The 23,224-nt window shown below is 65.6% G+C and carries 20 protein-coding genes; 11 read left to right on the forward strand and 9 right to left on the reverse strand.

What is annotated here, in order from left to right; genetic code table 11:
• Window positions 1–2 precede the first annotated feature (2 nt).
• From RPS27_RS22330 to RPS27_RS22355, 6 genes are all read right to left on the reverse strand, one after another.
• On the reverse strand, window positions 3–1,235 hold the full coding sequence (locus RPS27_RS22330) for a Zn-dependent hydrolase (RefSeq protein WP_313754415.1): 1,233 nt from the start codon (window positions 1,233–1,235) through the stop codon (window positions 3–5).
• Entirely contained in the window at window positions 1,228–2,013 is a 786-nt protein-coding gene (locus RPS27_RS22335; protein ID WP_211416495.1) for an ABC transporter ATP-binding protein, read from the reverse strand. Before RPS27_RS22335 ends, RPS27_RS22330 begins: the two co-directional genes overlap by 8 nt.
• Window positions 2,010–2,783 carry an ABC transporter permease gene (locus RPS27_RS22340; protein WP_063202669.1) on the reverse strand — a complete coding sequence of 258 codons (774 nt, stop codon included), beginning with the start codon at window positions 2,781–2,783 and terminating at the stop codon, window positions 2,010–2,012. The genes RPS27_RS22335 and RPS27_RS22340 overlap by 4 nt, the downstream gene beginning before the upstream one ends.
• A gap of 72 nt (window positions 2,784–2,855) precedes the next feature.
• Entirely contained in the window at window positions 2,856–3,800 is a 945-nt protein-coding gene (locus RPS27_RS22345; protein WP_211416496.1) for an ABC transporter substrate-binding protein, read from the reverse strand.
• Window positions 3,801–3,884: 84 nt separating this feature from the next.
• Window positions 3,885–4,613 (reverse strand): histidine utilization repressor, encoded by a 729-nt coding sequence (gene hutC / locus RPS27_RS22350; protein ID WP_211416497.1) that lies wholly within the window; start codon window positions 4,611–4,613, stop codon window positions 3,885–3,887.
• Window positions 4,610–5,968, reverse strand: a complete 1,359-nt coding sequence (locus tag RPS27_RS22355; RefSeq protein WP_313754416.1) for a formimidoylglutamate deiminase — start codon at window positions 5,966–5,968, stop codon at window positions 4,610–4,612. Before RPS27_RS22355 ends, hutC begins: the two co-directional genes overlap by 4 nt.
• Before the next feature lie 103 nt (window positions 5,969–6,071).
• Between RPS27_RS22355 and hutI the strand changes: the two genes are divergently transcribed.
• From hutI to hutU, 3 genes are read left to right on the forward strand one after another with little or no spacing between them, the layout of a single operon-like run.
• Entirely contained in the window at window positions 6,072–7,286 is a 1,215-nt protein-coding gene (gene hutI, locus RPS27_RS22360; protein WP_313754417.1) for an imidazolonepropionase, read from the forward strand.
• The gene (gene hutH, locus RPS27_RS22365; protein ID WP_313754418.1) at window positions 7,283–8,842 is read left to right on the forward strand and encodes a histidine ammonia-lyase; all 1,560 of its coding nucleotides are present in this window, start codon (window positions 7,283–7,285) and stop codon (window positions 8,840–8,842) included. Before hutI ends, hutH begins: the two co-directional genes overlap by 4 nt.
• A gap of 9 nt (window positions 8,843–8,851) precedes the next feature.
• Complete coding sequence (gene hutU / locus RPS27_RS22370; protein WP_313754419.1) at window positions 8,852–10,522, forward strand: urocanate hydratase; 1,671 nt, start codon at window positions 8,852–8,854, stop codon at window positions 10,520–10,522.
• Here the strand turns inward: hutU and RPS27_RS22375 are convergent, their stop codons facing one another.
• Window positions 10,523–11,143, reverse strand: coding sequence for a TetR/AcrR family transcriptional regulator (locus RPS27_RS22375; protein ID WP_313754420.1), 621 nt, complete (start codon window positions 11,141–11,143; stop codon window positions 10,523–10,525).
• A gap of 254 nt (window positions 11,144–11,397) precedes the next feature.
• Between RPS27_RS22375 and RPS27_RS22380 the strand changes: the two genes are divergently transcribed.
• Genes RPS27_RS22380 through RPS27_RS22415 form a run of 8 tightly spaced genes read left to right on the forward strand, consistent with a single transcriptional unit; the run spans window position 11,398 to window position 19,770 of the window.
• A complete protein-coding gene (locus tag RPS27_RS22380; RefSeq protein ID WP_313754421.1) occupies window positions 11,398–12,258 on the forward strand; it encodes a xanthine dehydrogenase family protein subunit M in 861 nt (286 codons plus the stop codon).
• Entirely contained in the window at window positions 12,255–12,779 is a 525-nt protein-coding gene (locus RPS27_RS22385) for a (2Fe-2S)-binding protein (protein ID WP_313754422.1), read from the forward strand. The genes RPS27_RS22380 and RPS27_RS22385 overlap by 4 nt, the downstream gene beginning before the upstream one ends.
• Entirely contained in the window at window positions 12,776–15,151 is a 2,376-nt protein-coding gene (locus tag RPS27_RS22390) for a xanthine dehydrogenase family protein molybdopterin-binding subunit (RefSeq protein ID WP_313754423.1), read from the forward strand. The genes RPS27_RS22385 and RPS27_RS22390 overlap by 4 nt, the downstream gene beginning before the upstream one ends.
• 33 nt (window positions 15,152–15,184) lie before the next feature.
• Window positions 15,185–16,426: an ABC transporter substrate-binding protein gene (locus RPS27_RS22395; protein ID WP_313754424.1), complete on the forward strand. Its 1,242-nt coding sequence runs from the start codon at window positions 15,185–15,187 to the stop codon at window positions 16,424–16,426.
• A gap of 9 nt (window positions 16,427–16,435) precedes the next feature.
• On the forward strand, window positions 16,436–17,311 hold the full coding sequence (locus tag RPS27_RS22400) for a branched-chain amino acid ABC transporter permease (RefSeq protein ID WP_313754425.1): 876 nt from the start codon (window positions 16,436–16,438) through the stop codon (window positions 17,309–17,311).
• Complete coding sequence (locus RPS27_RS22405; RefSeq protein WP_313754426.1) at window positions 17,308–18,306, forward strand: branched-chain amino acid ABC transporter permease; 999 nt, start codon at window positions 17,308–17,310, stop codon at window positions 18,304–18,306. The genes RPS27_RS22400 and RPS27_RS22405 overlap by 4 nt, the downstream gene beginning before the upstream one ends.
• Window positions 18,303–19,058, forward strand: coding sequence for an ABC transporter ATP-binding protein (locus RPS27_RS22410; protein ID WP_285807448.1), 756 nt, complete (start codon window positions 18,303–18,305; stop codon window positions 19,056–19,058). The genes RPS27_RS22405 and RPS27_RS22410 overlap by 4 nt, the downstream gene beginning before the upstream one ends.
• Entirely contained in the window at window positions 19,051–19,770 is a 720-nt protein-coding gene (locus RPS27_RS22415; RefSeq protein WP_211416508.1) for an ABC transporter ATP-binding protein, read from the forward strand. The genes RPS27_RS22410 and RPS27_RS22415 overlap by 8 nt, the downstream gene beginning before the upstream one ends.
• Window positions 19,771–19,865: 95 nt before the next feature.
• On the opposite strand, the gene RPS27_RS22420 is transcribed toward RPS27_RS22415, so the two are convergent.
• Together RPS27_RS22420 and blaBJP are read right to left on the reverse strand one after the other, a co-directional pair.
• Complete coding sequence (locus tag RPS27_RS22420; RefSeq protein ID WP_313754427.1) at window positions 19,866–21,875, reverse strand: EAL domain-containing protein; 2,010 nt, start codon at window positions 21,873–21,875, stop codon at window positions 19,866–19,868.
• A gap of 300 nt (window positions 21,876–22,175) precedes the next feature.
• Window positions 22,176–23,060, reverse strand: a complete 885-nt coding sequence (gene blaBJP, locus RPS27_RS22425) for a BJP family subclass B3 metallo-beta-lactamase (protein WP_313754428.1) — start codon at window positions 23,058–23,060, stop codon at window positions 22,176–22,178.
• Window positions 23,061–23,224 lie beyond the last annotated feature (164 nt).

Below are 23,224 nucleotides of genomic sequence, written 5' to 3' on the forward strand. Positions count from 1 at the left end.
CGTTAGCCCCCGAGGATCCGCCGGCAGGCATCGACGAAGACCTCCGCGCCGGTGACGATATCGGCATCGGCGGTGTTCTCGGTCCAGTGATGGCTGATGCCGCCGATCGACGGCACGAACAGCATGGCGGCGGGCATGACGGTCGCCAGCATCTGCGCATCGTGGCCGGCCCCGCTGGGCATGCGAATGGATCGCCCACCGGCCAGCGCCCGGCTTGCGGCGTCGATCGCATCCTGAAAGCCAGGGTTCATCATGGCAGGCGCGCCGGTGCGCAGCTTTTCGACGGTGACGGTGCAGGGACCGTTCGCGCTGGCATCATTCGCCATGGCCCGCAGCAGCTGCTCCAGCCGGGCAATGACCGAAGGATCGTCGTCGCGGATCTGGAACAGCATTTCGGCGCCGCCCGGAATGATGCTCGGCGCGCCCGGGTCGAGCGTGATGCGCCCGGTGGTCCAGACCGTGCGCGGGCCGCAGGCGGCCGGAAAACGCTCGTCGATCGCGACGCAGAATTTGGCGAGCGCCAGCCCTGCATCCTTGCGCACGGACATGCGCGTGGTGCCGGCATGGTTCTGCTCGCCGGCGAAATTGATCTGGTATTGCCAGATGCCGACAATGGAGGTCACGACACCGATCGCGAGCCTGCCGCTTTCGAGCGTGTCGCCCTGCTCGATATGCGCTTCGAGATATCCGACGTGGCGGCCCGGCTCGGCGCCGATGCGCGGCCGGCCCGCAAGGCCCATCTCGGCGAGCGCATCGCGCATGGTGCGGCCGCTGGTGCGGTCGCGCGCGGCGTCGATGTCGGCTTCAGTCACCTGCCCGACATAGGAGCGCGAGCCGAGGAAATGACCGAAATGTCCCTCCTCGTCGCACCACGCCGCGACTTCGACCGCGCCTTTCAGCGAGGGATCGGCGTTGAGCACGCGGGCGGCTTCGAGCGCATAGACGACGCCGAGCGGGCCATCGAGCCAGCCGGCGTAATTCTGGCTCTCCAGGTGCGATCCAGCCAGCAGCTTGGGCCCGGCCTTCGTGCTCGTGCCAAAGACGTTGCCGATGCCGTCGATTGTCGCGGAGAGACCGGCATCGGGCAGCTTGCGTACGAGCCAGTCCAGCGAAAGCCTGTGCGGCTCGGAGAAGGTCGGCTTGTGCACGCCGGTCTTGTAAGCGCCGATGGCGCGCAGCGCATTGAGATCGGCGAGAACGCGCTTTCCATCGGCGCGCGGCATGGTGTCAGGCATGTTCGGCAACCTTCAGCGCCTCGGTGCGGATCTCCTCGACCAGCCGTTCCTTGAGCTGGACGAACTCGGGCGTGGTCTTGATCTTGTAGGAGCGCGGATGCGGCAGGTCCACGGTAATCTCGGCCTTGATGCGGCCTGGGCGCGCGCTCATGACGATGACGCGGCTGCCGAGGAAGATCGCCTCCTCGATGTCGTGAGTCACGAACAGCACGGTCTTCTGGTCGCGCTCCCAGATGGCCAGCAGCATCTCCTGCATCAAGGCGCGGGTCTGGTTGTCGAGCGCGCCGAACGGCTCGTCGAGCAGCAGGATTTTCGGATCGTTGGCGAGCGCGCGCGCGATGGCGGTGCGCTGCTGCATGCCGCCGGAGAGCTGCTTCGGCCAATGATTCTCGAAGCCGGACAATCCGACCTGGCGGATGAAGGCGTCCGCGATTTTGTTGCGCTCCGCCTCGGACACGCCGCGCTCGCGCAGGCCGAAGGCGATGTTCTCTCGCACGGTGAGCCAGGGAAACAGCGTGTAGGACTGGAACACCATGCCGCGATCGGCGCCGGGGCCCGTCACTTCGCGTCCGTCGAGCGTGACGCGCCCGCTGGTCGGGCGGTCGAGGCCGGCGACGATCCGCAGCAGCGTGGACTTGCCGCAGCCGGAGGGGCCGAGGATGGTGACGAAGTCGTTGTTGCCGATGGTGAGGTCGGTCGGCTCCAGTGCCTTGGTCGGCGCGTTGCCGTGGCGCGCCGGGAAGGTGCGCGAGACCTGCTCGACCTTGAGGATCGTCATGCGAGCCTCCACGGAAACAGCCAGGCGTTGAAGGCCTTGAACATGAAGTCCGAGAGCAGGCCGATCAGCCCGATCACGATGATGCCGAAGATGATCTGGCCGGTGTTGAGTAGCGCCTGGCTGTCGGTGATCATGTGACCGATGCCCGAGGACGAGCCGATCAGCTCGGCGACGATGACATAGGTCCAGGCCCAGCCCAGCACCAGCCGCAGGATTTCCGCGATCTCGGGCGCGGAGGAGGGCAGCAGCACCCGGCGGATGATGCCGCGGTCGCTGGCGCCGAGCGTATAGGCGGCCTCGACCAGGTCGCGCCGCGTGGCGCCGACGGTCACCGCGACCATCAAAATGACCTGAAACACCGAGCCGATGAAGATGACGAGCAGTTTTTGCAATTCGCCGATCCCGGCCCACAGGATCAGAAGCGGAATGAAGGCGGAGGCGGGCAGATAGCGCGCGAAAGAGACGAACGGCTCGAGGAACGCTTCGACCGGCTTGTAGGCGCCCATCAGCAGTCCGAGCGGAACCGCGATGATCGCGGCGAGCACAAAACCGCCGACGACGCGCCAGATCGTCATGCCGATGTCGTACAGGAAGCCCTGCTTGGTGATCAGGTCGACGCCCTCCTGCACCATGGTGAGCGGGTTGGCGAGAAACACTTTCGACACATGGCCGCCGAAGGTCGCCCACGACCACAAGGCAACGAACACGACGAAGAACGCAAGGCCGTAAGCCAAGCGCTGCTTCGATGTAACAGGGTCCAGGGGACGCATCGACGATCTATCCGGGCAGTGAACGAAATTGCCGGCCCCGCCGTGAGACGAGGCCGGCAGCTCCTGGGTGACTTACTTGATGAAGCTGGCGTCGAAGAGGTCCTCGACCTTCGGCGCGGCCTTGATGATGCCGATCTCGAGCAGCAGCTCGGCGGCCTCCTTGTTGAAGGTCAGGAAGTCGCCGGCGAAGAACTTCTGGTTGGCGGCCTTGTCCTGCCAGCGCAGATATTTCGCCGAGTTGGCGAACTGCTCGCCGGTCTGCTTCACGTCGGCACCCATGATCTCATAGGCCTTGGCCTGGTCCTTGGCGATCATGTCGAGCGCCTCGAAATAGCTGTCGGCGAGGGCCTTCGCGGCTTTCGGGTTCTCGGTCAGGAATTTCGGCGTGCAGCCGAAGGTGTCCATCACCATCGGATAGTCGAGCGTGGTCGCGATGATCTTGCCTTTGTCCGGCGCGGCGCGCACCGTCGACAGATAGGGCTCATAGGTCATGGCGGCATCGTTCTGGCCGGAGACGAAGGCCTGCGCGGCCGCGGCCGGCTCCAGGTTGACGACGGTGACGTCCTTCACGGTGAGGCCGTTCTTCTTGAGCATCCAGGCCAGCGCGAAATACGGCGAGGTGCCGGGCGCTGAGGCGGCGACGGTCTTGCCCTTGAGGTCCTTGATCGCGGCGACGTCGTTGCGCACGGCCATGCCGTCGGCGCCGAAGCTCTTGTCGAGCTGGAAGATCTGCTTGGTCGCAACGCCGTTGGCGTTCCAGGAAATCCAGGTCTCGACCGTCGTCGCCGCGCACTGGATGTCGCCGGAGGCGACGGCGAGATGGCGGTCCTTCTGCGGAATCTTCTTAATGGTGACGTCGAGGCCGTTCTTCTTGAAGATGCCCGCCTCCTTCGCCAGCGTCAGCGGCGCAAACCCGGTCCATCCGGAGATGCCGACACCGACCTTGACGTCGTCGGCGAGCACGGGAGTGGCGGCCGCAAGAGCAATGATTGTCGCAAATATCGTCGAACTACGCATGATTGTCGTCCTCTGCCGATCGATGGATTGACGTCCTGTTGGTCTCTTCATGAAGCGTTGCACGATTTGTGCCGACATAGCCACTCAGCCTCCCTTGAATCGCGCGACAAGGCGGTGAGAGTCACCGGGATAGAGCAGGCGCACGGCGGTGATCGTGCGCGCGCTGCGCCAGGTGTAACGGTCGATCACGAGACAGGGCGCGCCGACGGCGATCGCGAGTGCGCCCGCCGTGTGATCGTCCGCGACGATGGCGCTGATCGTGTGCTCGGCCTCCGTCCATGGGACGTGGTGAAGCAGCCACGAGCCGGGCGGCTCGCGCGAGAAGTCCGCGGTCGCGGCATCAGGTACGGACGACAGATCGATCAGCCTGTCCTCGACGGCGAACGGCACGTTGTCGGCGCTGTGCCGGCAGGTGATCGCGACCACCTTGCCGGCCTTTTTGACGCCGAGCCGGTCACGGTCGGCGGAGGTGGCGGTGCGCAGCTTGCGGTGGATCAGCTCATAACCGTAAGCGCGTCCGAGCGCGGTGATCTCGGCGCGGATGTCGGTAATCTGCAGAACGGCGGACTGATGCTGCGGCCGGCGCACGAAGGAGCCGGCGCGGCGCCGCCGCTCGATCAGATCGGCCTGCGCCAGCTCGGACAGCGCCTTGTTCACGGTCATGCGCGAGCAGCCGTAACGCGCGACCAGCTCGTGCTCGAAGGGAATGCGATGCCCGGGCGGCCATTCGCCGGTGAGGATGCGCCGCTCGATATCGGCGCGAATGCGCTTGTAGAGTGTCGGCTTGTCGGCGGCATCGGTGACGAGGCTCATGCAACGAGCCTCCGTACCGCCGCGTTGAAGTGCTCGCGTGCGGCTTGGCGCAATCCATGCTGACCGCCCTCGACCACCTTGCGGCCGCCGGCCCAGACGCAATCGATCGCGCCGCTGCCCGCGGCAAAGATCCAGCCGTCGATGGTGGCATCGCCCCGACGCCCCGCCAGCGAGGGATGCGCTGCGTCGAGCGTGACGATGTCGGCACGTGCGCCGGGCGTGAGCCCGACCATCTCCTGCGCCAGCGCCTGTGCGCCGCCCGCGAGCGCGTGATCGTACAGCGTGCGTCCGGTCGAGCGGCCTGCGCCGGCGGAGAGCACGTTGCGCTCGCGGTGCTTGAGCCGCTGGCCGTATTCGAGCTGGCGCAATTCGTCGGCGACGCCGACCAATACGTTGGAATCGGTACCGACACCGAACGCGCCGCCGGCCGCGAGAAATTCACGGGCGGGAAAGATGCCATCGCCGAGGCTTGCCTCGGTGATGGGGCAGAGGCCGGCGACCGCGCCGGCCTTGCCGAATGCGCCGACTTCCGCTTCCGTCATGTGGGTTGCGTGAATGAGGCACCAGCGCCGGTCGACCCGCGCGTGCTGCAGCAGCCATTGCACCGGCCGTCGTCCCGACCAGGCCAGGCAATCCTCGACTTCCCTGACCTGCTCGGCGGCATGAATATGCACCGGCCCGCCTTCCGCCAGCGGAATGATTGCCGCAAGCTCGTCCGGCGTCACCGCGCGCAGGCTGTGCGGCGCGATGCCGATATTCGCGCCGGGCAATGTGCTGATCGCCTTGCGCGAGGCCGTCATCAGCGCGGCGAACTGATCGACCGAGCAGATGAAGCGCCGCTGGCCGGCATGCGGCGCGGCGCCGCCAAAGGAGCCGTGCGCGTAGAAACTCGGCAGCAGCGTCAGCGCAATGCCGGACGCCTCAGCCGCCTGCGCGATGCGCGCGGCCATCTCGGCGATATCGGAATAGTGCGAGCCGTCGCGATCGTGATGCAGATAATGGAATTCGCCGACGCGGGTAAAACCCTGCTCCAGCATCTCGACATAAAGCAGGGTGGCGACGGCGGCGACATCGTCCGGCGTCATCGCCAGCGCGAAGCGGTACATCGTCTCGCGCCAGGTCCAGAACGTATCGGTGTTGTCCCCGCGCAGCTCGGCGAGGCCCGCCATGCCGCGCTGGAAGGCGTGGCTGTGCAGGCTCGCAAGTCCCGGAAGCGCGATGGCGTGACGCTCGCCGCCGGCGGCAGGCTGTACGCCCGCAGTCACCTCCGCGATCGCGCCGGCGGTGATTACCACCTGCACGTCATTGGCCCAGCCCGAGGGCAGGAGCGCGGAGGCGAAATGCAGTCGGGACATGATTGATGACACGCCGGCTGGACAGAACCGCCTTACGATTATATGTCTAGACATATAAGTCAAGCATCCCAGGGCGCAGGGACATCCGCGAAGGGACCGTTGCATGGCAGAGCGCTTCGACCGGATCTGGCACAATGCCCGCCTCGCCACGATGCGGGCGGATCGTCCTGATTTCGGCGCGATCGAGCAGGGTGTGATCGCTGCGCGCGGCGGCCGTATCGTTCACGCCGGAGCAGAAGCAGATTTCCCGGCGGATGCGGACGCCGTCGAGCGGATCGATTGCCAGGGGCGCTGGATCACGCCGGGGCTCGTCGACTGCCACACCCATCTGGTCTATGGCGGCAACCGCGCGCACGAATACGAGCTGCGGCTCAAGGGTGCAAGCTACGAGGAGATCGCACGCGCCGGCGGCGGCATCGTCTCGACGGTGGCCGCGACACGCAAGGCAAGCGAGGCCGAACTCGTCGCCAGCGCGCTGCCGCGGCTCGATGCACTGATCGGCGAGGGTGCCACCACCGTCGAGATTAAGTCCGGCTATGGCCTGGATACCGAGACAGAGATGCGGCAGCTTTCAGCCGCGCGAAGCATCGGTCGTCAGCGGCCGGTTGCAATCCGCACGTCGTTTCTCGGAGCCCACGCCCTGCCGCCGGAGGCTGATGGCGACAAGGAGCGCTACATCGCTCTCGTCTGCAAAGAGATGCTGCCTGCGGTCGCGAAGGCCGGCCTTGCCGATGCCGTCGATGCCTTCATGGAGGGCATAGCGTTCTCGGCCGAACAGACGGCGCGCGTGTTCGAGACGGCGAGAGGGCTTGGCCTGCCGGTCAAGCTGCATGCCGACCAGCTCTCGAATCTCGGCGGCGCAGCGCTCGCCGCAAAATTCTCGGCGCTGTCGGCCGATCACTTGGAGCATACCGACGACGCCGGCGCGGCCGCGATGGCGCAGGCCGGCACTGTGGCCGTGCTGCTGCCCGGCGCCTTCTACTTCATTCGCGAGACGCAGAAGCCGCCGGTCGAGGCATTTCGCAGGCATGGCGTGCACATGGCGCTCGCCACCGACTGCAATCCCGGCAGCTCGCCGCTGACCTCGCTGCTGCTCACCATGAACATGGGCGCGACGCTGTTCCGGATGAATGTGGCCGAGTGCCTTGCCGGCGTGACCCGTGAAGGCGCGCGGGCGCTCGGCGTGCTGAACGAGACCGGTACGCTGGAAGCCGGCAAATGGTGCGACCTCGCGATCTGGGACATCGAACGGCCCGCTGAACTGGTTTACCGCATCGGCTTCAATCCGCTGCATCGCCGGGTGTGGAGGGGCCAGTGATGGAGCAGGGCGCAGCGATCGTCGTCAAGCCGGGAACGGTCAGCCTCGACGATCTCGCGCGTGTGCTTGCAGGAGCGCCTGTCGTCCTCGATTCCTCGTTCTGGTCGCGCGTGGACGCAGCCGCGGCGATTGTCGCGAAGGCTGCGCAAGCCGATGCTCCGGTCTACGGCATCAACACCGGGTTCGGGAAGCTCGCCTCGAAGCGCATCCCACCCGACCAGACCGCGCTGCTTCAACGCAACCTGATCGTGTCGCATTGCTGCGGCGTCGGCCCTGTGACGCCGCAGCCGATCGTCCGCCTGATGATGGCATTGAAGATCGTCTCGCTCGGACGTGGCGCCTCCGGCGTGCGCCGCGCGGTGATCGAGCAGTTGCAGGGCATGTTGGCGCAAGGCGTGTATCCGCTGGTGCCGCAGCAAGGCTCGGTCGGCGCCTCCGGCGATCTCGCGCCGCTTGCGCACATGACCGCGGTGATGATCGGCGAGGGGCAGGCGATCGTTGACGGCAAGATTGTATCCGGCCAGGAGGCGCTCGCCGCGGCCCGCCTCGTGCCGCTGACGCTCGGTCCCAAGGAAGGCCTCGCGCTGATCAACGGTACGCAGTTCTCGACGGCCTACGCAATATCAGGCGTGCTGCGCGCCTTTGGCCTCGCGCGTGCCGCGCTCGTCACCGGTGCACTGTCGGTCGATGCGGCGATGGCCTCGACGGCGCCATTCCGTCCTGAAATTCAGGCGCTGCGCGGCCATGCCGGTCAGATCGCCGCGGCGGCGACGCTTACGGCGTTGCTGGAGGGCAGCGACATCCGCCTGTCGCATCTCGATGGCGACGAGCGCGTGCAGGATCCTTATTGCCTGCGCTGCCAGCCGCAGGTCGCGGGCGCGGCGCTCGATCTGATCACGCAGGCTGCCCGCACGCTGATCGTCGAGGCCAACGCGGTCACCGACAATCCGTTGGTGCTGGTCGAGACCGGTGAGATCGTCTCCGGCGGCAATTTCCACGCCGAGCCGGTGGCGTTTGCCGCCGATGCGATTGCGCTGGCGCTATCCGAGATCGGCGCGATTAGCGAGCGGCGCATTGCGACGCTGGTCGATCCCGCACTCAATTTCGGCCTGCCGCCGTTCCTCACTCCCGATCCCGGCATCAATTCCGGCTTCATGATCGCCGAGGTGACGGCCGCCGCGCTCTATGCCGAGAACAAGCAGCGGGCGCTCGCCTGCTCGATCGACTCGACGCCGACCAGCGCCAACCAGGAAGATCACGTCTCGATGGCGGCGCACGCCGCGCGGCGCCTTTCCGACATGGCCGACAATCTCGCCGCCATCCTCGGCATCGAGCTGCTGGTCGCCGCCCAAGGCATTACGCTCCGCGCGCCGCATGCGACCAGCGCGCCGCTCATTGCCGTCATCGCCGCATTGCGCGAGCAGGTGCCTGCACTCGGCGCCGACCGTTACATGGCCGGCGATCTCGCCAGGGCCGCCGCACTGGTCGAAGCCGACGCGCTGCCGGCGGCCGCACTCACAGCGCTGCCATCCGATCCGTTTCCGAGACTTGATTGAGAGGTCCGCATGAACCGCCGACTGGACAACGACCGCACCATCCGCGCCCCTCGCGGCAGCGACATCAGCGCCAAGAGCTGGCTGACGGAAGCGCCTTTGCGCATGCTGATGAACAACCTCGATCCTGATGTTGCCGAGCGCCCGAGCGAGCTCGTGGTCTATGGCGGCATCGGCCGCGCCGCGCGCGATTGGGAGAGCTTTGACCGGATCGTTGCGGCCTTGCGCAAGCTCGAAGCCGACCAGACGCTGCTGGTGCAGTCCGGCAAGCCGGTCGGCGTATTCCGCACCCATGCCGATGCGCCGCGCGTGCTGATCGCGAACTCCAACATCGTGCCGCATTGGGCGACGCTCGATCATTTCAACGAGCTCGATCGCCAGGGCCTGATGATGTTCGGCCAGATGACGGCGGGCTCCTGGATCTATATCGGCAGCCAGGGCATCGTGCAGGGCACCTATGAGACCTTCGGCGAGGTTGGGCGGCGCCATTATGGCGGCAGCCTCGCCGGCAAATGGATTCTGACCGCAGGGCTCGGCGGCATGGGCGGCGCGCAGCCGCTGGCGGCGACCATGGCGGGGGCTTCGATGCTCGCGGTCGAATGCCAGCCGAGCCGCATCGAGATGCGGCTACGCACCGGCTATCTCGACCGCCAGGCCGCAACGCTCGACGAGGCGCTCGCGATCATGGCGGAGGCCGCGAAGACGAAGAAGGCCGTCTCGGTCGGCCTGCTCGGCAACGCCGCCGAGATTTTCCCGGAGCTGGTGCGCCGCGGCGTCAAGCCCGACATCGTCACCGACCAGACCAGCGCGCATGATCCGATCAACGGCTACTTGCCGAAGGGCTGGACGCTCGCCGAGTGGGAAGCCAAGCGCGCGTCTGATCCGAAAGCGGTCGAGCGCGCCTCGAAGATGTCGATGGTCGAGCATGTCCAGGCGATGCTGGATTTCCACGCGCAGGGCATCCCGACGCTCGACTACGGCAACAACATTCGCCAGATGGCGCAGGACATGGGCCTGAAGAACGCCTTCGATTTCCCCGGCTTCGTGCCCGCTTATATCCGTCCCCTGTTCTGCCGTGGCGTCGGGCCGTTCCGCTGGGCCGCGCTGTCAGGCGATTCCGAGGACATCTTCAAGACCGACGCCAAGGTCAAGGAGCTGATGCCCAACGACAAGCATCTGCACAACTGGCTCGACATGGCCAAGGAGCGCATCAAGTTCCAAGGCCTGCCCGCGCGGATCTGCTGGGTCGGCCTCGGCGATCGTCATCGCCTCGGCCTTGCCTTCAACGAGATGGTGGCGCGCGGTGAGCTGAAGGCGCCCATCGTGATCGGCCGCGATCATCTCGACAGCGGTTCGGTCGCAAGCCCCAACCGCGAGACCGAGGCGATGAAGGACGGATCGGACGCGGTGTCGGACTGGCCCTTGCTCAACGCGCTGCTCAATTGCGCGAGCGGCGCGACCTGGGTCTCGCTGCATCACGGCGGCGGCGTCGGCATCGGCTATTCCCAGCATGCCGGCATGGTCATCGTCGCCGATGGTACGCCCGAGGCTGCGAAGCGCATCGAGCGCGTGCTCTGGAACGATCCCGCCAGCGGCGTCATGCGTCATGCGGATGCCGGTTACGACATCGCGATCGACTGCGCCCGCGACAAGGGGCTCGATCTGCCGAGCCTTGCGAAGTAGCTAGCCGCTCACCAAGAGCTTCGGCATCGTCGTCTTCGCGCCGTCCATGAAGGTCTGGACGGCGTCACGGACGATGGCGTCGAGATCGGGCGGGATCGGTGTTTCGTAGATGAACTTGCGGATGGCGAGATAGAAGATGCGGCCGTGCAGGCCCCAGAACAGCTCGGTCTCGCGCTCACTCAATGCGTGTGCCTTCGCGTCGGGCAGCCTCAACTCATGGCGCAGCTCGGCTGCCGCCGGCTCGATGATCTCGCGGCGGACGATATCGAGATAGCGGCCGGTGATGCCGAACGACTTCATGCCGGAGAACACGAAGATCCGCACCCAATTGTACTCGAACACGCGCTCGACATAGTCGAGATAGAAGCGCGTCAGCCGCCCTTCCAGCGATTGCGAGCGGTCGCGGATCATCGGCCCCCAATCGGGCGACCAGCGGCTGAGATAGACCTCCTGGTAGACGCGCTCGATCAGCGCCTCCTTGCTGGGGAAGTGGCGATAGATCGCCGAATGCGTGATGCCCATGCGCTTGGCCAGCTCGCGGGTCTGCCCTTCGAAGCCACGCTCGGCGAAGAAGCGGATCGCTTCCTCCACGATTGCGCGCTCGCGGTCGGCCGCGCGCATGTTGCGACGCTTTGGCGCGGACTTGCTACCTGTCTCGGTTCGCTTGCGAACCGGTCGCCTCAAAGTTTTCTGGGGTTTTCGGGCCATCTCGTCGCTGAATCGCACGTCTCAAGCCTTCATAGCCCAAGCCGCTTTTGTGACCAAATGGTCATTTCCTGTTGACCGGCCTCGGGAGGCGTGTCAGGATTTTGAGACCAGATGGTTACAAATCTGGCATCCCGGCTGATGCGCCGATGGATCTCGGGGAAACGGCAGTGAAGGCGAGGGCTTTCAGCTATTTTCGTGCGGCGACGATCGACCAGGCGTTGGACACTCATGCGCGCGCCGGGGAGGATGCGCGTTTCATTGCCGGCGGCCAGAGCCTCGTGCCGGCGCTGTCGCTGCGGCTGCAGGCGCCGCGGCTCCTGATCGACATCACCCACATCGACGAGCTGCGCGGCGTCAGGCGCGAAGGCGGCCATTTGCGCATCGGCGCCCTGACGCGCCATTGCGAGATGCTGAGCGAGCCGTTGATCGCCGAGTTTGCGCCGCTCTTGCATGCCGCGGCGCCGTTCGTCGCCCATCCCGCGATCCGCAACCGTGGCACCTTCGGCGGCAGCGTCGCGCTGGCGGATCCGGCGTCCGAATTTCCCGCGATGACCTTGGCGCTGGATGCCGAGATCGAGATCGTCGGCCCCTCAGGCCGCCGGCGCGTCAAGGCCGACGATTTTTTCATCGACCTGTTCGAGACGGCGTTGGAGCCGGGTGAACTGATCACTGCAATCTACGTCCCACTGCTCAAGGCCGACCAGCGCTTTGCCTTCGACGAACTGGCACGGCGGCGCGGCGACTACGCGCTGGTCGGCTGCGGGATCATGGCGACGTGCACGGGCGAGCGCGTCGACGACATCCGCATCTCGTTCTTCTCCGTCGGCAATACGCCGACGCGAGTGAAGGGGGCGGAGCGCGCCCTGATCGGCGCGCGTCTCGATGCGGAGCGTATCGCCGCCGCGCAAGGCGCGCTCGAAGGTGATCTCGTGCCGCCCGAGAGCGACGAGGTGCCACCGGCGATGCGGCTGCATCTCGCCCGCGTCTTGCTTGGCCGCCTGCTCGGACGTCTTGGGGCGGGCGCATGAGCGGCTTCGACGATAGCCTGCTGACCGAAGCCGACGAGACGGTGCGGGTGCGCTTCGTCGTCAACGGGCGCAAGGTCGCCTGCGAGGTCGCGCCGCGTGACACGCTGGTCGATTGCCTGCGCGACAAGCTCGAGCTGACGGGCACGCATGCCGGCTGCGAGATGGGCGCCTGCGGGGCCTGCCTGGTGCAGATCGATGGCCGCGCCGTGCATTCCTGCCTGGTTTACGCGGTGCAGGCCGATGGCACGACGATCAACACGATCGAGGGGCTCACCGAGAGCGGTGTGCTCGCCGACCTCCAGGCCGAATTCCACCGACGCAATGCGCTGCAATGCGGCTTCTGCACGCCGGGCATGCTGGTCAACGCGCAGGAGCTGCTGTCGCGGATGACGCAGCCGAGCCGTGACGAGATCCGCGACGCGCTGTCCGGCAATTACTGTCGCTGCACCGGCTACGAGGCGATCGTCGATGCCATCGATGCCGTCGCCAAGGCGCGCAGCGAAGGCGGAGGGGCGACATGAGCGCGCTGACCTCGCTCGATCGCCCGAATTCCTATATCGGCCGTTCGGTGCCGCGCCCGAACGCCAAGCGCTTGCTGGCCGGGCGCGGGCGCTATGTTAGCGATCTCAAGCTACCCCGCATGCTCCATGCCGCGTTCCTGCGCAGCCCGCATGCGCATGCGAAAATCGTATCGATCAATACTGAGCCGGCGCGCGCGGTCGAAGGCGTTCACCTCGTCGCCACCGGCGAGGATCTCGCAAGGATCTGCACGCCGTGGACAGGAACGCTCGACCATTTCAAGGGCATGATCTCCGCGCCGCAATGGCCGCTGCCGCTTGATCGCGTGGTCTGGGCCGGGCAGGCCGTGGTCGCGGTCGTCGCCGAGAGCCGGGCGATCGCCGAAGATGCGCTGGAGCTGATCGAGATCGATTACGAAGACCTCCCCGTCGTCGTCGATATCGACAGCGCGCGCGTCGCGGGCGGTCCACTGGTCAATCCCGGCAGTGCCAACAACACCTGCTTCCGAAGCCAGCTCGACAGCGGCACTGTGGACGATGCCTTTGCGCATGCCGCACACGTCGTCGTGGAAGAAGAATTCACGTTCGGCCGCCATACTGCGGTGACGCTCGAGCCGCGCGCGATCGTCGCGGATTACGATCCTGCCGCCGGCGCGCTCACCGTGCATCACGCCACGCAGACCCCGTATCAGTTTCAGGACCTCTATTCGCGCCATTACGGCATTCCGGAGGCCCGCGTCCGGGTGATCGCGACCGATATCGGCGGCTCCTTCGGGATGAAGCTGCATGTCTATCACGAGGACATGGCGGTGGTCGGCCTCTCGATCCTGCTCGGCCGGCCCGTGAAATACGTTGCCGATCGCATGGAGTCCTTCGTCTCCGATATCCACGCCCGCGACCATCGCGTGCGCGCTCGCATGGCGCTCGATGCCAAGGGTGAGATCCTGGCGATGGATGTGCTTGACATGACCGCGATCGGTGCGTTCTCGACCTATCCACGCACCAGCGTGGTCGAGGGCAACCAGGTGATCCGCCTGATCGGCGCGCCCTATCGCTTCAGGAACTATCGCGCCACGCTGGAGGTGATCTTCCAGAACAAGGTGCAGACCAGCCAGTATCGAGCCGTGGGCCATCCCATCGCCTGCGCCGTTACCGAGCGGCTGATGGACATGGCAGCGAGCAAGCTCGGCCTCGATACCTTTGCCATCCGTGCGCAGAACGTCATCCCCGACGATGCCTATCCTCAGACCTCGCCGACCGGTTACCGCTTTGAGGCGTTGTCGCATCAGGCCTGCCTGAAGCGCCTGCACGAGCTGATGGATTACGACGCGCTGCGCGCCGAACGGGCGGAGCTGCGCAAGCGCGGCATCTATCGCGGCATCGGCATTGCGACTTTCGTCGAGATCACCAATCCGAGCCCGGCGTTCTACGGCGTGGGCGGCGCGCGCATCTCCTCGCAGGATGGCGCGATTCTCAGCCTGACACCCTCCGGCGAAGTTCGCTGCATGATTTCGGTCACCGAGCAGGGGCAGGGTACTGAAGCTATCATCAGCCAGATCGTGGCCGACCAACTCGGTATCGCGCAGGGCCACGTCAAGGTCATCACCGGCGACACCGAGGTCACCCCGCATGGCGGCGCCACCTGGGCCTGCCGCGGCGCCGGCATCGGCGGCGAGACCGCGCTGCAGGCCGCGCGCGCCCTCAAGCGCAACATCCTGGAGATTGCGGCGCTCATTCTGCAGGAACAGCCGCCCGCGCTCGACATCGCCGACGGCGAGGTCGTGGATGCCGCGACGCGCAAGCCGCGCCTGCCGATCGCCGAGATCGCGCGCATCGCCTATTTCCGCTCCGACACGCTACCGCCAGGCACGCAGGCGCAGCTCACCGTCAGCCACCATTTCGCGCCGCAGGGCTATCCCTTTGCCTTCACCAACGGCATCCAGGGCTGTTCGCTGGAGGTCGATGTCGAGACCGGCTTCATCAAGCTCCTGAAGCATTTCATCGTCGAGGATTGCGGCCGCGTCATCAATCCGATGCTGGTGGACGAGCAGCTCCGCGGCGGTATCGTGCAGGGGCTTGGTGCGGCGCTGTTCGAGGAATGCCGCTACAGCGACACCGGTCAGCTCATCAACGGCTCGCTCGCCGATTACCTCGTGCCGATGCCGATGGAGATGCCCGACATCGTCATCGCCCATGTCGAGACGCCGACCGCCGACACCGAGCTCGGCGCCAAGGGCGTCGGCGAGGCCGGCACCGCGGCGGCGTCCGCTTGCGTGCTCAACGCCGTCAACGACGCGCTCGCGCCGTTCGATGCCACGATCAATTCGATCCCGATCACGCCCGCAAAAGTCCTGAAAGCCCTGAAGCGCTTCTAGAAGAGACAATTGAAAAAGACATTGGAGGACATCATGCCCAAATCCGGTTCGACGTCGAAGATAACCCGCCGCAGCGCGCTCGCCGGCCTCTCGGCCAGCGCAGCCCTGCTCGCCATGCCCCGGATTGGCCGCGCGGCCGACGAGACGATCCGCATCGGCTTTCCGACGCCGCTGACCGGTCCGTTCGCCGCGGAAGCGCGCGATCAGGTCAAATGCGCCGAGCTCGCGGTCAAGCTCGTCAACGACAAGGGCGGCATCGGCGGCCGCAAGGTCGAGCTCCTGGTACGTGACGACAAGCTCAATGCCGGCGAGGCCGCGACGCGCACGCTGGAGCTGATCGAGAAGGACAAGGTCCATGCCGTCGTCGGCGCGCTCTCCAGCGCCGTGCAGCTCGCGGTCAACGAGGTCACCCGCGCTCGCGGCGTGATCTACGTCTCGATCAGCCAGTCCGACACCATCAACGAAGCCAAGGATTTCAGCAAATACACCTTCCATGAGGCGCTCAATCCGCACATGACGACCGCAGCGGTGGCGCGGCAGACCCTGAAGAAGGGCATGAAGGTCGCTCATCTCGTTGCCGACTATGCCTATGGTCACGAGATGCTGCGCGGCTTCAAGCGCGCGCAGGCGGCGATCGGTGCTGACAATGTCGGCGAGATCCTGCATCCGTTCGGCGCCGCCGACTACTCCACGTTCATGCCGCGCCTGATGTCGATGCGGCCGGACGTGCTGTGCATCTCCAATTTCGGCCGCGACCAGGCCAACGCGATCAAGCAAGCCGTGGATTTCGGTGTGAAGCAGCAGATGAAGATCGTCGTGCCCGTGATCCTGCACAACCAGCGCCTCGCGGTCGGCCCCGACGTGTTCGAACGCGTAGTGGGCGGCGCCAATTACTATTGGGGCTTGGAAGCGCAGAGCAAGTCGGCGGCCGCCTTCAACGCGGCGTTCAAGGCCACCAATGGCGGCGCGATCCCGACCGATTACGGCGCCTACGGCTATTCCGGCGTCGGATCCCTGCTGGCCGCCATGCAGACGGCCGGCGGCACGGATACCGACAAGGTCGTTGATGCCCTGGAGAAGCTGCAATACGATCTGACCAAGGGCCCGCAGCATTACCGCAAATGCGACCATCAGTCGGTGCAGTCGGTGCTGGTGCTGGAGTCCAAGAAGAAGTCGGCGATGGCTGGCGAGAACGATCTGTTCGCCATTCTCGCCAACGAGGCCGGCTCCGACGACATGCTGCGGACCTGCAGCGAGCTCGGCCACGCCACTTAAGACTGCACGATGGACCTGTCGCTGATCATCATGCAGCTTCTCTCCGGGATCGCCCTTGGGTCGGTCCTGGTGATCACTGCGCTCGGCCTCACGATCGTGTTCGGCATGCTCGGGGTGGTGAATTTCGCTCATGGCGCGCTGTTCATGATCGGGGCCTATGCAGGGCTCTATCTGGCCTCGCTCACCGGCAGCTTCTGGTGGGGCCTGCTGCTTGCGCCTATTTTGATCGGCGCCTTCGGCATGCTGATCGAGTTCGTCCTGATCCGCAGGCTCTATGGACGTTCCATCGACGATCCGCTGCTGCTCACCTTCGGCCTCAGCTACATCCTGGTTGAGGGCGTGCGCATCGTGTTCGGCAGCGACGGCATTCCCTTTCCAACCCCGCCGCAGCTGATCGGCGTGCTGGATCTCGGCGTCGGCTTCTTCCCGCGCTACCGCCTGTTCGTCATCGTGCTGGTGGCTGTGGTGCTGCTGGCGCTCTGGCTGACGCTGGAGAAGACCCGGATCGGCCTGATCGTGCGTGCGGGTGCGCGCGATCCCACCATCATGCAGGTGCTCGGTGTCGACATCGGCCGGGTCTGGCTCGCGATCTTCGGCCTCGGCGTCGGCCTTGCCGCGCTGGGTGGCGTGCTCGCAGGGCCCATGCGCAGCGTCAATCCGGAAATGGGGTCGCTGGTGCTCGCCGAGGCCTTCGTCGTCACCGTGATCGGTGGCCTCGGTTCGATCGTCGGCGCGGTTGTGGCCGGGCTCATGGTCGGCGTTTCCATCAGCCTGGTGGCGCTGTTCGCGCCCGAAATGGCGACCATCGTCATGTTCGCGCTGATGGCTGTGGTGCTGCTGATCCGCCCGCAAGGCCTGTTCGGCGTGAGAGGGAGGACGGCGTGACGCGCCCTTCGAGCGGCGAGGTTCTCGCCAGGCCTGCCACGAGCGGGCTCGACCGGATTCTCGATCACCGCGTACTGCTCTCGATCGCCGTGCTGGCTGTATTGCCGTGGCTGCTGCCGTCCAAGGCGCTGGCGGTCAACGTCCTGATCTACGGCGTCGTGGTGGTGGGCTACAATCTGCTGTTCGGCTACACCGGCCTGCTGTCGTTCGGCCAGGCGGCGTTCTTCGGCGCGGGGGCCTACTTCACCGGCATTGCGATCGGCCGCTACGGCGTGCCCTGGTTTGTGGCCGTGCCGATCGCCGTGCTGCTCAGCACCTGTCTTGCCGCCCTGATCGGTATCGTCTCGACGCGCACCCGCGGCATCTATTTCTCCATGGTGACGCTGGCGCTGGCTCAGCTCGTCTATTACGTGGCGCTCCAGGCCGCCTCGTTCACCGGCGGCGAGAACGGCCTGCGCGGCTTCACCGTCGACCGCGTCAACCTGTTCGGCCTGCAGGTCAACTTCCTCGATCCCGTCAACAAATACTACGTGCTGATGGCCTTCGCAGGCTTGGCGATGTGGGTCCAGTCGCGCATCCTGAACTCGCCGTTCGGCGCCGTCATCGAGGCGATCCGCGAGAACGAGCAGCGGGCGCGGGCCTGCGGCTACGACGTCGAGCGCAGCAAGCTGGTCGTGTTCATGCTGTCGGGCGCGATCTCCTCGCTCGGCGGCTGCATGCTGGCGCTGCATCTGTCGATCGTGCCGCTCGACATCCTGCATTACCAGACCTCCGGCATGATCGTGATGATGGTGCTGCTCGGCGGTGCGCGCAGCTTCTTCGGACCCTTCGTCGGCGCGGCGAGCTTCCTGATCCTGGAGGATGTCATCTCGCTGTGGACGCCGCATTGGCAGATCTTCGTCGGCCCGATCTTCGTGCTGTTCGTGCTGTTCCTGCCCAAGGGCATCTGGGGCACGCTGCTCGATGTGCTCGGCATCGGAAAGGCGCGGCGATGAGCAGTGAACTGCTTCGCGCCGAAGGGATCGGCAAACGCTTTGGCGGTTTCGTCGCGCTCGAAGGCATCACCGTGTCGTTCGCTGCCGGCCAGCTCACCTCGATCATCGGGCCGAACGGCGCCGGCAAGAGCACGTTCTTCAACATCCTCTCCGGCGCGCTGACGCCGACGTCCGGCAAGCTGCATTTCAGGGGCCGGGAGCTGAACGGCCTGCCGCAGCACCGCTTCGTGCACCAGGGCATCTCGCGCTCCTACCAAATCACGAACATCTTTCCCGACCTGTCGGTGCATGAGAACGTGCGGGTCGCGGCGCAGGCGCTGACCGTGAGTTACGACATCTGGCGCAACCGCGCCCGGCTGTCCGAGCTGCATGCGCGTGCCGATGCTGCGCTCGAGGCGGTCGGATTGCTCGGCAGGCGGAACGAACTGGCAAAATTCCTGGCGCACGGCCAGCAGCGCGCCCTGGAGATCGCGATCGCCCTGGTCTCGGAGCCGGAATTACTGCTGCTGGACGAGCCGACCGCCGGCATGGGGCCGGAAGAGACCAAGGACATGGTCGCGCTGCTGGAGCGGCTCGCCGACAAGCGCACCGTGCTGCTGGTCGAGCACAAGATGAAGATGGTGCTGGGCCTGTCCAAGCGTGTCGTGGTGCTGCACCACGGCCGGCTGCTCGCGGACGGCGCGCCGGAGGAAATCAGGAGCAACCCGGACGTCCGCCGGGTCTATCTCGGACAGAGTGAAGGCTATGGCTGAGACGGCATTGCTCGACATCGAGAACCTGCACGCCTGGTACGGCGCGAGCCACGTCCTGCACGGCATCTCGCTGCATGTGAAGGAGGGCGAGGTGGTCGCCCTGGTCGGCCGCAATGGCGCCGGCAAGACCACGACCTTGCGGGCCGTGATGGGCCTGATGCCCAAGGCGACGGGCCGCGTGCGCTTTGCCGGCAAGCAGGTTCTGCCGCTGCGCGCCCATCAGCGCTTCCACCTTGGCCTCGCTTACGTGCCCGAGGAGCGGCGCATCGTTCCCGGGCTGACCGTACGCGAGAACCTCCGGCTCGGCCTCGTCGCGGCCGGCAGCGATATCGAGGAACGAGCCGCGATTGACGAGATCGCCGAAACCTTCCCGCGCCTGAAGGAGCGGCTCGACCAGGAGGGCGTCACGCTCTCCGGCGGCGAGCAGCAGATGCTGGCGATCGCGCGGGCGCTGATCGCAAAGCCCAAGATGATCCTGCTGGACGAGCCCTCGGAGGGCATCATGCCCGTGCTCGTCGAGGAGATGGGCGTGCTGTTCCGTCGCCTGCGCGACGAGGGCAAGACCCTGCTGCTGGTCGAGCAGAACGTCGAATGGGCGCTGCGGCTCGCCGACCGGGCCGTGATCATCGACCAGGGCGAGGTCGTGCACCAGAGCAGCGCAGCGGCGCTGCTCGCGGACAAGGACGTCCAGGAACGCTACTGCGCGGTGTGATACGAAAGCATGATCCCGAAAAGTGCGAAGCGGTTTGCCGGAAAGATCGTGCGCAGAAAATAGACTAAAGCGCGATGACTAAATTTCGTCGCGCTTCAGGCCACGACCTTGGCTCCGCCGCCGTCGAGGCGCTGGCGTTCATCCGCCAGATAGTCGGCGATCGCATCGGCCGGCATGGGCTTTGCGAAATAGTAGCCCTGGATGAAATCGCAGCCGAGCCGGCGCAGGCTGTCGAGCTGGGCGCGGGTCTCGACGCCCTCGGCGACGCAGGCGATCTCCATGTCGTCGCAGAGGCCCGCAAGCGATTTGATGATCTTGTGACTCACCGGATTTTCGTTGATCTCGGCGACGAAGCTGCGGTCCACCTTGATCTTGTCGAGCGGCAAACGGTGTACGTGGCTCAATGACGAATAGCCGGTGCCGAAATCGTCCAGCGAAATGCCGCAGCCCATCGCCTTCAGCGTTGCGATCGACTGCTGCGCGCGAACGAAATCGAAGGTGACGGCCGTCTCGGTGATCTCGAAGTCAATCCGGTGCGGCGACAGACCGCTTTTCTCGATGATCGAGATCAGCGGCAATATGCCCTCGGCGGCACAGACGTCGTGAGCGGACAGGTTGAACGACAGGCGGATGTCGTCGGGCCAGGTCCTGGCCGTGGCGAGCGCGCGCGCCAGCAGCGCCTGGGTCAAAGGGCGGATCAGGCCGATGCGCTCGGCCGCGGGAATGAAGTCGGCGGGAGAGACCCAACCGAGGCGGGGGCTGTGCCAGCGCGCCAGCGTCTCGAAACCCGAGGTGTGCTCGCTCATGGCATCGACGATCGGCTGGAAGACCAGCTCCATCTCGGCGCCGAAATCGGAGGTGCGCAACAGGTTTTCGATCACGCCGCGACTGCGGATCTCGGCCTCGAGCTCGCTGGAGAAGGTCACGGTGCGGCCGCGCTGATGACGCTTGGCATGGTACAGCGCGTAGTCGGCACATTCGTAGAGCGCTTCCGACGTCGTCGCGGAGTCCGGGAAAACTGCGAAACCGATCGAGCAGGACAGCCCGGTATGGGCGGTGTCGAGCTGGTAGGGCAGCTTGACCTTACTCCCGATGCGCTCGCCGAGCCGCGTGAGGTCCGCATCCTCGGGGTCACCGCAGACGACGAGGCCGAACTCGTCACCGCCAAGCCGGGCGAATTCCACCCGTTGCGGGCCAAAGCCCTCGCAAACCTCGCGGATGCGCCGGCCGGCCTCGATCAGGACCCGGTCGCCGACCGAGTGGCCGTAATTGTCGTTGATCGGCTTGAAGCCGTCGAGGTCGATGATTCCGACCGCGACGCGGACATGCCTGCGCTCGGCGTCGGCAAAGGCGCTCGACAGTTCGGCGAAGAAGCGGCGGCGGTTCGGCAGCTCGGTGAGGGAATCGAGATTGGCGAGGCGGAAGTTCTCGTCCGAGAGCGCCTGCGTCGCCGCCTGTTGCGCGAGCAGCGATTTGCGGCTGGCAACGAGATCGGCGAAATCGCGGTAATAGATGAACAGCACCGTCACCATCGCGCCGGAAACCAGGAGGTTGTTGACGGCGATCGCCTTCAGCGTCGGCTCGCCCGTCGCGAAGAAGAACAGCACATAGGGTATGTCGACGATCAGCGTCACGATCAACGCCGCGGAGCGCAGATGCATCAGCGAGAAGATGCAGCCGATCACGGTGACCGCCATGTAGAAGGCGACCTGGCTCTTGGCGAACGGATCGCCGTAAGGGTAGAGCGCGAAGGACCAGGCTGTGAAGCCGGCGCCGATCGGCAGCGTCAGCCAGTTGGTGGCGCGCAGATTGCGCAGGATGTCGGCGTCGCTGCGTACGAGGTGACGCTGGCGCAGCCACCAATAGGTCCGCAAGCCTGCGAGCACGGTCAACACAGTCGGCACGATCATCGTCAGCCAGTTCGGCGCCACGTTCACATAGGTGTAGGCGACGGCGATCGTGTTGCTCATGAGGATGAAGTAGAGCAGCGGGACTTGCTTGGAGAAAGCGTCGAACTGCGCCCGCATCAGATCCGGGTTATCTGCGGGAACGCGAAACAACCGGATTGCGGCGGCAAGATGAGACTTCAAATCGGCAACAGGCATTGAAATACGAGCCCCGGATCCCCTGAAAAACGCGGGCGATCTTGCACGGCGGGGGTAAAGGGCGCGTTAGATCGATCTCGCGCCGAAGGCCAGAGCAGATTGCGCGCGACCGGAAATGTCTCCGGTCGCGCGCACTGGTGAGGCCGCGTTAACGATAAGCTGTCGCGCAAGCGGGCGCATCGACCGCAAAGTCCTGCAAAGCCTTGGCCACGTTCTGCTAACCATGCGCGTCGGCGCAGCGTCATGCCGCACCTCTCCCCGATGCAATGGGGAGAGGTGAAAGACAGCCTCCGATGGTCGCTACTTCTTTTCCAGCGCCGCGGTCTGCTTGGCGAGTTGCTTGTCGAACTCCTCCGACAGGCCGGACGCGTAGGTTGCGAGCTCGCCCGGTTTGACGAACGGGTTCGGCGCGCCGTCCTTCATCTGTGCACGCTTGGCCTGCATGCCATAGACCTCAGGATGCGGCCCGAGCAGGACGTCGACCTTCATCGCTTTCACCTTGGCGTAGGTCGCGCGGTAATCGTCGATGATGCCGGGATAGGTCGGCTGGCCGACCAGCCTGTTAAGTGCCACCGTGCCGCTGCAGAAGAACAGCACCTCGCGGCTCTGATCGCCGTCCTTGACGGTCATCTCCCAGCTCGTGCAGCCCGGCGAATGGCCGGGCGTTGCATGTGCAATCAGCGTGGTGTCGCCGAGCGTCACCGTGTCGCCCTCCTTCACGACACGGTCGACCTTCACCGGCGGGAAGGCCAGGTCCTCGTTTTTCTCGTCGCCGGGATAGTAGCCGCCTTCGAGCAGCGGCTTGTCGCGCTCGCCGGCCACGAGCTGTGCACCGGTCTCCTTCTTGAGCTCGGCGAAACCACCGGTGTGATCGATATGCGCGTGCGAGTTCAGGATGATCTTGATATCGGCAACCTTGAAGCCGAGCTTTGTGATGCTGTCCTTGATCGTGCCGGTGGACTGGGGCATCGCCGTGTCCATCAGGATCAGGCCTTGCGATGTCTTGATGACGTAGACGGCGATACCCTCGGTCCCGACATAGTAGATGTTGCCGATGAGCTGGAACGGCTCGAACGGCGCTGTCCACTTCTGCATGACCGTGGCGAGGAAATCCTTGAGGGTCTGCGCTTGCGCGCCCGTTGCGAACAAGGCCAGTGCGCACAGCGCGGCCGTCAGGTTCTTCATAGTTTGTCTCCCGGATTGTTCTTGTCGTTTTGATCAGGCACGGATGTGGCACCGGCCGGTGCGCAAGTTACGTCGCGGCCGCCATTACGGGCAACTGCTTCGCGCGCGGAAAATTTCAGGTGTGTTGCAGGAACAACGGCGTGTCGGCTGAAAGCCGCGCGGGA

Source organism: Bradyrhizobium sp. WYCCWR 12699, assembly GCF_032144035.1.
GTDB lineage: Bacteria > Pseudomonadota > Alphaproteobacteria > Rhizobiales > Xanthobacteraceae > Bradyrhizobium.

Bases quoted from the DNA above. Each gene is read 5' to 3' on its own strand.
- RPS27_RS22330 (WP_313754415.1), bottom strand. From the start codon at position 1,235: ATGCCTGACACCATGCCGCGCGCCGATGGAAAGCGCGTTCTCGCCGAT.
- RPS27_RS22335 (WP_211416495.1), bottom strand. From the start codon at position 2,013: ATGACGATCCTCAAGGTCGAGCAGGTCTCGCGCACCTTCCCGGCGCGC.
- RPS27_RS22340 (WP_063202669.1), bottom strand. From the start codon at position 2,783: ATGCGTCCCCTGGACCCTGTTACATCGAAGCAGCGCTTGGCTTACGGC.
- RPS27_RS22345 (WP_211416496.1), bottom strand. From the start codon at position 3,800: ATGCGTAGTTCGACGATATTTGCGACAATCATTGCTCTTGCGGCCGCC.
- hutC (WP_211416497.1), bottom strand. From the start codon at position 4,613: ATGAGCCTCGTCACCGATGCCGCCGACAAGCCGACACTCTACAAGCGC.
- RPS27_RS22355 (WP_313754416.1), bottom strand. From the start codon at position 5,968: ATGTCCCGACTGCATTTCGCCTCCGCGCTCCTGCCCTCGGGCTGGGCC.
- hutI (WP_313754417.1), top strand. From the start codon at position 6,072: ATGGCAGAGCGCTTCGACCGGATCTGGCACAATGCCCGCCTCGCCACG.
- hutU (WP_313754419.1), top strand. From the start codon at position 8,852: ATGAACCGCCGACTGGACAACGACCGCACCATCCGCGCCCCTCGCGGC.
- RPS27_RS22375 (WP_313754420.1), bottom strand. From the start codon at position 11,143: ATGCGCGCGGCCGACCGCGAGCGCGCAATCGTGGAGGAAGCGATCCGC.
- RPS27_RS22385 (WP_313754422.1), top strand. From the start codon at position 12,255: ATGAGCGGCTTCGACGATAGCCTGCTGACCGAAGCCGACGAGACGGTG.
- RPS27_RS22390 (WP_313754423.1), top strand. From the start codon at position 12,776: ATGAGCGCGCTGACCTCGCTCGATCGCCCGAATTCCTATATCGGCCGT.
- RPS27_RS22395 (WP_313754424.1), top strand. From the start codon at position 15,185: ATGCCCAAATCCGGTTCGACGTCGAAGATAACCCGCCGCAGCGCGCTC.
- RPS27_RS22400 (WP_313754425.1), top strand. From the start codon at position 16,436: ATGGACCTGTCGCTGATCATCATGCAGCTTCTCTCCGGGATCGCCCTT.
- RPS27_RS22410 (WP_285807448.1), top strand. From the start codon at position 18,303: ATGAGCAGTGAACTGCTTCGCGCCGAAGGGATCGGCAAACGCTTTGGC.
- RPS27_RS22415 (WP_211416508.1), top strand. From the start codon at position 19,051: ATGGCTGAGACGGCATTGCTCGACATCGAGAACCTGCACGCCTGGTAC.
- RPS27_RS22420 (WP_313754427.1), bottom strand. From the start codon at position 21,875: ATGCCTGTTGCCGATTTGAAGTCTCATCTTGCCGCCGCAATCCGGTTG.
- blaBJP (WP_313754428.1), bottom strand. From the start codon at position 23,060: ATGAAGAACCTGACGGCCGCGCTGTGCGCACTGGCCTTGTTCGCAACG.